This is a genomic window from Micromonospora sp. NPDC051296, from assembly GCF_040682255.1.
Classification (GTDB): Bacteria; Actinomycetota; Actinomycetes; order Mycobacteriales; family Micromonosporaceae; genus Micromonospora; species Micromonospora craterilacus.
The window spans coordinates 23812-31196 of record NZ_JBFBAO010000031.1; the positions used below are offsets into that span (position 1 = coordinate 23812).

Sequence of the window (7385 nt, forward strand, 5' to 3'; positions counted from 1 at the left end):
TGAGGAAACCATCGCACGGGAAGCGCAACGAAGGCAATCAATCACTCACGGTAACGCTCGGCCGATAGGCGGGACGCCCACTGAGTCCAGGGTCAGTAGTGCAGACCGCCGGTCTGGGGGGTGGCAAGGCGACGGCCGTACCACTTGGGCCAGACGAAGTCGGTGCGCAGGCTCTGGCCACTCCACGAGATGGACTGCGGGACCAGCCCACCGGAACCACCATGGAACAGGGCGACCGACCCGGATCCGAGCCCGACCTGGTCGCCGGCCACCTCCTCGCCGGGCGAGGCCACGACCGCGTCCAGCGGGCCGGTGCCGTTGAGGTTGAGGATCGCCACCGAGCCACCGAACCAGTCGCCACGTTCGGCCCCGCCCGGAACCACCGGGTGATCCTGGTCGAACCCCTGGGCCCCGCTGCCGGTCAGCCCGGCGGCAGAGCCCTTCAGCAGGGCGATCGTGCCCGCCTCGGCCTTCGTACCGATCGCCTCGCCGGGCGCGCCCACCAGCACGTCGGCCCGGCCGTCGCCGGTCACGTCGCCGACCGCGAGCGTCGCACCGAACAGATCACCGGCCTCCGGTGACCCAGGAACCCCGGCCGTACGCTGGCTGAAGAGCTTCACGGCACTGCTGGACAGGCCGCCGGTCCGGCCGGTGAAGACCGCGACCATGCCCTCGTTGCCCTTCGGGCTCTGCGCGAACGGCGCGCCAGCAATGACCTCGCCCAGCCCGTCGCCGTTCACGTCGCCGACCGCGAGCGCCATGCCCAACTGCCAGACATAGCTGTCGCTACGCCCGGTCGCCTTGCGCAGCGCTGCCCCGGTGACCGAGGTGGCCCCGCTGAGCTTCACCCCGCTCGCCGAGCCCCACATCAGCGTGATCATGCCGCTGCCGGTCGACGAGCTGCTCTCGTTCTCCTGTGGTGCGCCGATGATGAGGTCGGCGTACTTGTTGTTGTTGACCTTCCCGATGGCGAGGGTCCACCCGAAGTGGTCGAGGCGTTCCGCCGCGCCGGGCACCGCGGCCTGGTTCTGGTGCAGCTGCTGCGCGCCGGTGGCGGTCAGGCCGCCGGTGCCGCCGTACAGGACCGTGACCGCGCCAGCCTCTCTGATGGTCCCGATCGCCTCGCCGTACGCCCCGATCGCCAGGTCGTCCCGCCCGTCGCCGTTGATGTCACCGGCCGCCAGCGCCGACCCGAACCAGTCCTCCTTCTCCGAGGCACCTGGTACGCCCGGCGTGCTCTGGTTGAAGTGCTTCGCCGAGCCGACCATCAGGCCGGTGCGGCTGCCGGGGATCACCCACACCCCACCGGCGTGGACCTTCGCGCTCGGGTCGAACTCACTCAGGTCACCGATTGCCAGGTCGTCGTAGCCGTCGCCGTTGAAGTCACCGGCGGCGAGGGCTTCCCCGAAGCTGCCGCCTCCGCCAACCGGTGAGACGGCGGTCGCGTAGTAGTCGACCTGCGGTGCCGACGAGTAACGCACCACCACCAGGCCCATCGGTGACTGCGGAAATCTCTGCTCGAAGGGATCGGCGGCGGACGCGATGTCGTCGACGCCGTCACCGTCGAAGTCGGACCGGGTGGCACCGGTTCCCGTCACCGGAGTGACCGCCTTCGACACCCGGTGGTATTGAAGGACAACACCATCCCGGGTGACCGTCCGGAACTCGTCCGCCGCCCGCGCGGGCGTGCTCACCGCCATGCCGGCCACAACCGCCAGCACGGACACCCCGGCAACTCTCCGTCGCACCGCAATCCCCGTCTTCCCGTTTCCCGCAGCCGCGTCAGATCTGCGGCAGCATCAATCGATAGTGGTGGCTGGTCGTCAGTCAGCGGAGCGGGCCGGCGATGAACAGGCCGTACCGCTGTGGCCAGACCCGGTGGGTACGCAGCGACAGGCCGCTTCACGAACCGACACCCCGGCGACGCTCCGTCGCATCAGAAACCCTCGCTTGTCGGTAGCGGCTCCCACAGCCAGGTCACCACCACGGGCCGCTGCTCTGCGCGCCGGCGATCCGGGCACCATAGTTCGTGAGCTGGACGCGGTCGGTGTTCAAGGAGCGTCCGCTCCACGAGCTGGACAGCGGGACCAGCCCACCGGAAGCACCGTGGAACCGGGACAACGTGCCGGAGCCGTACCCGACGAGGTCGCCCGCGACCTCTTCCCCGGGCGACGACACGATCGCGTCCAGCGGGCCGGTGCCGTTGAGGTTGAGCAGCGCCGCCGAGGCACCGAACTTGTCGCCCTTCTCCGCGGTGCCCGGCACGACCGAGTGGTTCTGGTCGAAACCTTGGGCACCGCTGCCGGTCAGCCCGGACGAGGAGCCCTTGAGTAGGGCGATCATGCCCGCCTCGGCCTTCGTGCCGATAGCCTCGGTGTACGCACCGACCAGCACGTCCGCCCGGCCGTCGCCGGTCACGTCACCCACCGCGAGCGTCGCGCCGAACCGGTCCTGGTCCTCCGGCGAGCCCGGCACGCCGGCCGTACGCTGGGTAATGATCTTTACGGCGCTGCCGGACAGGCCACCGGTCCGACCGGTGAAGACCGCGATCAGGCCACCGTCGAGGTGTGGGGTCTGGGCGTTCGGGGCCCCGGCGATCACCTCGCCCAGCCCGTCGCCGTTCACGTCACCGATCGCCAGCGACATGCCCAGGTACCAGGCGATCGTGTCGCTGCGTCCGGTCGCCTTGTAAACCCCCGCACCCGTGACCGAGGTGGCACCGCTGAGCTTCACCCCACTCGCCGAACCCCACATCAACGTCACCATGCCAGTGCCGTTCCAGATTGACTGGCCGTCGTTCTCATGCGGAGCACCGATGACCAGATCGGCGTACTTGTTGTTGTTGACCTTCCCGATGGCGAGGGCCATCCCGAAGTGGTCCCGGCGCTCCGCCGAGCCGGGCACCGCGGCCTGGTTCTGGTGCAGTTGCTGGGCGCCGGTCCCGGTCAGGCCGCCGCTGCCGCCATAGAGGACGGTGACCGCGCCGGCCTCCGCCACGCTGCCGATCGACTCCTTGAACGCACCGATCGCCAGGTCGTCGCGCCCGTCGCCGTTGATGTCACCGGCCGCGAGCGACGCGCCGAATGCGTCGTAGTTCTCCGACTCCCCGGGGATGCCCGGCGAACTCTGGTTGAAATGCTTGGTCGAGTCGACCACCAGGCCGGTACGGCTGCCCGGAATGATCCAGACACCACCACCGTAGGCCTTGTTCTTGGTGTCGACCTCGTCCGCGTCGCCGATCGCCAGGTCGTCGTAGCCATCGCCGTTGAAGTCACCCGCGACCAACGCGATGCCGAAGCTGGAGCGGCCGTTTGGCATCAACGAACCCATGAGGTAGTCGACCTGCGGCGCGGAGGAGTAGCGCACCACGACCATGCCGCTCGGATAGTAGGGCAGTTGGCTGTGGTTGAGGGGGTCGGCGGAGGCCGCGATGTCGTCGACACCGTCGCCGTCGAAGTCGGAACGGGTCACGCCCGTCCCCTTCACCGGGGTGGCCGCCTTCGCCACCCGGTGGTGCTGCACGACGAGGCCGTCCCGGGTGATGGTCCGGAACTCGTCCGCCGCCTGCGCCGGGGCGCTCACCGCCATGCTGGCCAACACCGCCAGCACCGACACCCCGGCAACTCTCCGTCGCATCAAACCCCCGCTCCCCCGTAGACGCTCCCACATCTTAGGGAGACGCCGATCGATAGCCATGTCCGGTCGGTCAGACATGCCGACCTGGACGGGCTGAATCCGACGCCGGAGCACGAATGAGACCAAGACTGAGACCAGATGCGGAACGCCCGGCCGATCCTTGCGGATCGACCGGGCGTTCTCGCTGTCTCACGAGCGGTGGCGGCGGGATTTGAACCCGCGGAGGGCGTAAACCCTCACACGCTTTCGAGGCGTGCTCCTTAGGCCACTCGGACACGCCACCGCCGAGTAGGCTACAGGACCACCGGTTCCGACGCCGAACCGGTCCCCGCCAGGCCGGCCTGGCAGGATCTCTGCCATGAGTACGCACATCGGCGCGAAGCCGGGCGAGATCGCCGAGCGGGTCCTGATGCCGGGTGACCCCCTGCGGGCCAAGTGGATCGCGGAGACCTACCTCGAGGGCGCGAACTGCTACTCGACGGTCCGGGGGATGCTGGGCTTCACCGGCCGTTGGAACGGCGTCGAGGTTTCCGTGCAGGGCTCCGGCATGGGCATGCCCTCGGCCTCGATCTACGCCCACGAGCTGATCAACGAGTACGGCGTGAAGTCGCTGATCCGGGTCGGCTCGTGCGGCGCCCTCAGCGAGGACCTCCAGCTGCGCGACGTGATCGCGGCGAGCGGGTCGTCGACCGACTCGAACATGAACCGGATGCGCTTCGACGGGCTGATCGACTACGCCCCGGTCGCCGATTTCGGGCTGCTGCGCACCTCGGTCGAGGTGGCCGAGCGGCGCGGCATCGCGATGCGGGTCGGGCCGATCCTGGCCGCGGACGCCTTCTACACCGACCGGCCGGACCTCTACGACACCCTCGCCGACTACGGGGTGCTCGCGGTCGAGATGGAGTCGGCCGCGCTCTACACCATCGCCGCCCGGTTCAAGGCCCGCGCGCTGACCCTGCTGACGGTCAGCGACCACATCAAGACCGGCGAGAAGACCACCTCGCAGGAGCGCGAGCAGACCTTCAGCCAGATGGTCGAGATCGCCCTGGACACGATCGTCGCCTGAGCGGGCACCCGCCAGCGTCCCGCCACCGCTCGTCGGTGGCGGGACGCTTTCGCATCGGCGTCGGGTGACCGTCGTCACCGGAGAAATAAGTACGACCGGTCGGTTTTCTTTAGTACCGTCACCACATGACCGTCGACGGCCGGCTCGCCCGGGGCGAGCGCACCCGCACCGCTGTGCTGGACGCCGCCGTCAGCCTGGCCACCACCAGCGGCCTCGACGGGCTCTCTCTCGGGCACCTCGCCGACTCCCTCGGGGTGAGCAAGTCCGGCCTCTTCGCGCACTGGCGCTCCAAGGAGGCCCTCCAGCTCGCCACCATCGACCGGGCCGTCACCCAGTGGCAGGAACGGATCGTCGCCCCGGCCCTGCGCGCTCCCCGAGGGGTACGCCGCATCCGAGCGCTGCACGAGGCCCGGATCGACTTCTACGCGGCGCGGGTGCTGCCCGGCGGCTGCTTCTTCGCCACCACGGAGTTCGAGTTCAACGCCCGGCCGGGTGCGGTCCGGGATCGCCTCACCGAGGTCTTCGCCGCCTGGACCACGTTCCTGGAACGGCTCGTCCGGGAGGCGGTCGACCTCGGCGAGCTTCGCTCGGACGTGGACGCCGCGCTGCTGGCGTACGAGATCGACGCGTGCGGCATCGCCGCCGCGATGCGCTCCCGGCTGCTGGACCCGGAGACCACCTACCGGCACGCCCGGCTCGGCGTGCTGAGCCGCCTGCGGGCCCTGTGCCCCGACCTCACCCTGCTACCGGAAGGCCCGTCATGAGTCACGCCCTCGCCGAACAGCCCGCCGTCGAGTACGGCCACGTCGAGCACGCCATGGTGCACTTCGACGACCTCGACGCCCTCGGCATCCTGCACAACGCCCGGTACGCGTTGCTGCTGGAGCGGGCACTCACCGCGTACTGGTCCGAGCGCGGGGTCTCCTACCAGGGCGGGCGTGCCAGCGCGCCCGACGTGTTCCATGCGGTACGGGAGTTCACCATCAGCTACCGCGCACCGATCACCGGCACCGGCCCGGTGGCGGTCCACTTCTGGCTGGAGCACTTCGGCACCAGCAGCGCCGAGTACGCCTTCCGATTCCACTCACTCGACGGCACCACGGCGTACGCGGAAGGCCGGCGCGCAATCGTCCGGCTCGACCCGGCGACCCTGCGCCCGGCCCCGTGGACGGACGCCGCCCGGGCGGTGGCCGCCACCCTGCTCCGTCCCGATTCCGCCTGACGCCTCGGGCACGAACGCCAGGTGGGCGGGCCGAGCCGACGGCTTCAGCGGAAGAAGGCGCGCAGGACGGCAGCGTTCTCCGTCTCCAGGACACCGCCGTACACCTCGGGGCGGTGGTTGAGCCGGCGGTCGCGCAGCACGTCCCAGAGGGAGCCGGCGGCACCGGTCTTTGGTTCCCAGGCGCCGAAGACCACGGTCGAGACCCGGGCCAGCACCAGCGCGCCGGCGCACATGGTGCAGGGTTCCAGGGTCACCACCAGGGTGCAGCCGTCCAGCCGCCACCGGCCCAGCCGCTGCGCGGCCCGGCGCAGCGCCAGCACCTCGGCGTGCGCGGTCGGGTCGCCGGTCAACTCCCGCTCGTTGCGGCCGGTCGCCAGTTCGGTGCCGTCTGGCCCGTAGAGCACCGCGCCCACCGGCACGTCGTCGGCGGAGCCGGGACCGCCCGCAGCGTCGACGGCCGGTTTGGGAGCGCCGCCGACCGACGCCGCGGAACCGGTAGCCGCCGTATCCGGGCCGGTCACCGCGGTCTCCAAGGCACGGCGCATCCAGAGTTCGTACCGCTGCCGCCGGCCGGAGCCGGTCGGATCGGCCAGGCCGGCGTCCGCCCCCGGCCCCACCCGGCCGACCGAGCCGGGGGTGGGCTGACCGGGCCGGACCGTCTCCAGTGCCGGATCGGTCACGTCGGCCGGTTCACCACCGCCGAGCGGCACCGAACCGCCGGCCGACTCAGACCTCACGCAGCTCCTCGACGTCGTCGACGCAGCCCAGCACCAGGCAGATCTCGGCGGTGACGTCGGCCGGCATCATCCCCTCGTGGGCGCAGAGGGCGAGCAGCCGCTGCGTGGGGATGCCCAGATCGGTCAGGAGATCCGCCTCGCCGACCGGGTCCGCCTCCGGGTCGACGGCGGGCTGCTCGTTGTCGTCGTCGCCGCTGGTGGCGACCGGACGCGCCTCCTCGGTGTCGTCCAGCCCGGTGACCGGCGCCTTGAGGTCACCCACCAGCAGGGCGCCCAACCGGGACTCCTCCGCGTACGCCGAGTCCGAGCCGAAGACCCGCAGATCCTCTCCCTCGTCGAGGCGCAGGATGACCAGGTAGGTGTCGTCCGCCTCGACGAACAGCAGCGACAGGTCGGCGTCGGGAGCGATGTCGCGCAGCCGCTCGGCGACCTCGTCGACGTCGGCGGCACCCCGCAGGTTCAGCTCGGCGGCAGTCCAGCCGCCCTTCTCGCGCACCACGGCCGCAGCGAAGTACGACACGGTCCCCCCAAGTAGCCTCGGCACAGCTCACGCCGACCCGTTACGCGTGCACGTTAGCCGGTCGGGTCGGCAGGCGACCGGTCAACGCCCCGAAGGGCCGGTCATTCCTGTCGGCGCTGAGACGTCGTGAGCAGACAGGGATGTTGCCGTGATCGTTCCTGCCCCCGACCCCCGGGAGGTGCGTGAGGCGAGCCTGGACGAGTT

At 70.5% G+C, this 7385-nt stretch carries 7 protein-coding genes and 1 tRNA gene; 3 read left to right on the forward strand and 5 right to left on the reverse strand.

What is annotated here, in order from left to right; translation table 11 throughout:
- Positions 1–92 precede the first annotated feature (92 nt).
- The 3 genes from AB0M52_RS05815 to AB0M52_RS05825 form a co-directional block, all read right to left on the reverse strand.
- Entirely contained in the window at positions 93–1727 is a 1635-nt protein-coding gene (locus tag AB0M52_RS05815; RefSeq protein WP_363949387.1) for an FG-GAP-like repeat-containing protein, read from the reverse strand.
- 250 nt (positions 1728–1977) lie between these two features.
- A complete protein-coding gene (locus AB0M52_RS05820) occupies positions 1978–3636 on the reverse strand; it encodes a hypothetical protein (protein WP_363949389.1) in 1659 nt (552 codons plus the stop codon).
- A 196-nt stretch (positions 3637–3832) separates the two neighbouring features.
- Positions 3833–3919 (reverse strand) — tRNA-Ser (locus AB0M52_RS05825).
- A gap of 75 nt (positions 3920–3994) precedes the next feature.
- On the opposite strand from AB0M52_RS05825, the gene deoD reads away from it, so the two are divergent.
- The 3 genes from deoD (at position 3995) to AB0M52_RS05840 (ending at position 5924) form a co-directional block, all read left to right on the forward strand.
- A complete protein-coding gene (gene deoD, locus AB0M52_RS05830; RefSeq protein WP_111215734.1) occupies positions 3995–4702 on the forward strand; it encodes a purine-nucleoside phosphorylase in 708 nt (235 codons plus the stop codon).
- A gap of 125 nt (positions 4703–4827) precedes the next feature.
- Positions 4828–5466 (forward strand): TetR/AcrR family transcriptional regulator, encoded by a 639-nt coding sequence (locus AB0M52_RS05835; protein ID WP_363949391.1) that lies wholly within the window; start codon positions 4828–4830, stop codon positions 5464–5466.
- Entirely contained in the window at positions 5463–5924 is a 462-nt protein-coding gene (locus AB0M52_RS05840; RefSeq protein ID WP_363949393.1) for a thioesterase family protein, read from the forward strand. The genes AB0M52_RS05835 and AB0M52_RS05840 overlap by 4 nt, the downstream gene beginning before the upstream one ends.
- Before the next feature lie 44 nt (positions 5925–5968).
- On the opposite strand, the gene AB0M52_RS05845 is transcribed toward AB0M52_RS05840, so the two are convergent.
- Together AB0M52_RS05845 and AB0M52_RS05850 are read right to left on the reverse strand one after the other, a co-directional pair.
- A complete protein-coding gene (locus AB0M52_RS05845; RefSeq protein WP_363949409.1) occupies positions 5969–6469 on the reverse strand; it encodes a nucleoside deaminase in 501 nt (166 codons plus the stop codon).
- A 181-nt stretch (positions 6470–6650) separates the two neighbouring features.
- Positions 6651–7181, reverse strand: a complete 531-nt coding sequence (locus AB0M52_RS05850; protein ID WP_363949395.1) for a tRNA adenosine deaminase-associated protein — start codon at positions 7179–7181, stop codon at positions 6651–6653.
- Between the last annotated feature and the right edge of the window lie 204 nt (positions 7182–7385).

Bases quoted from the DNA above. Each gene is read 5' to 3' on its own strand.
- AB0M52_RS05820 (WP_363949389.1), bottom strand. From the start codon at position 3,636: ATGCGACGGAGAGTTGCCGGGGTGTCGGTGCTGGCGGTGTTGGCCAGC.
- deoD (WP_111215734.1), top strand. From the start codon at position 3,995: ATGAGTACGCACATCGGCGCGAAGCCGGGCGAGATCGCCGAGCGGGTC.
- AB0M52_RS05835 (WP_363949391.1), top strand. From the start codon at position 4,828: ATGACCGTCGACGGCCGGCTCGCCCGGGGCGAGCGCACCCGCACCGCT.
- AB0M52_RS05840 (WP_363949393.1), top strand. From the start codon at position 5,463: ATGAGTCACGCCCTCGCCGAACAGCCCGCCGTCGAGTACGGCCACGTC.
- AB0M52_RS05845 (WP_363949409.1), bottom strand. From the start codon at position 6,469: ATGCGCCGTGCCTTGGAGACCGCGGTGACCGGCCCGGATACGGCGGCT.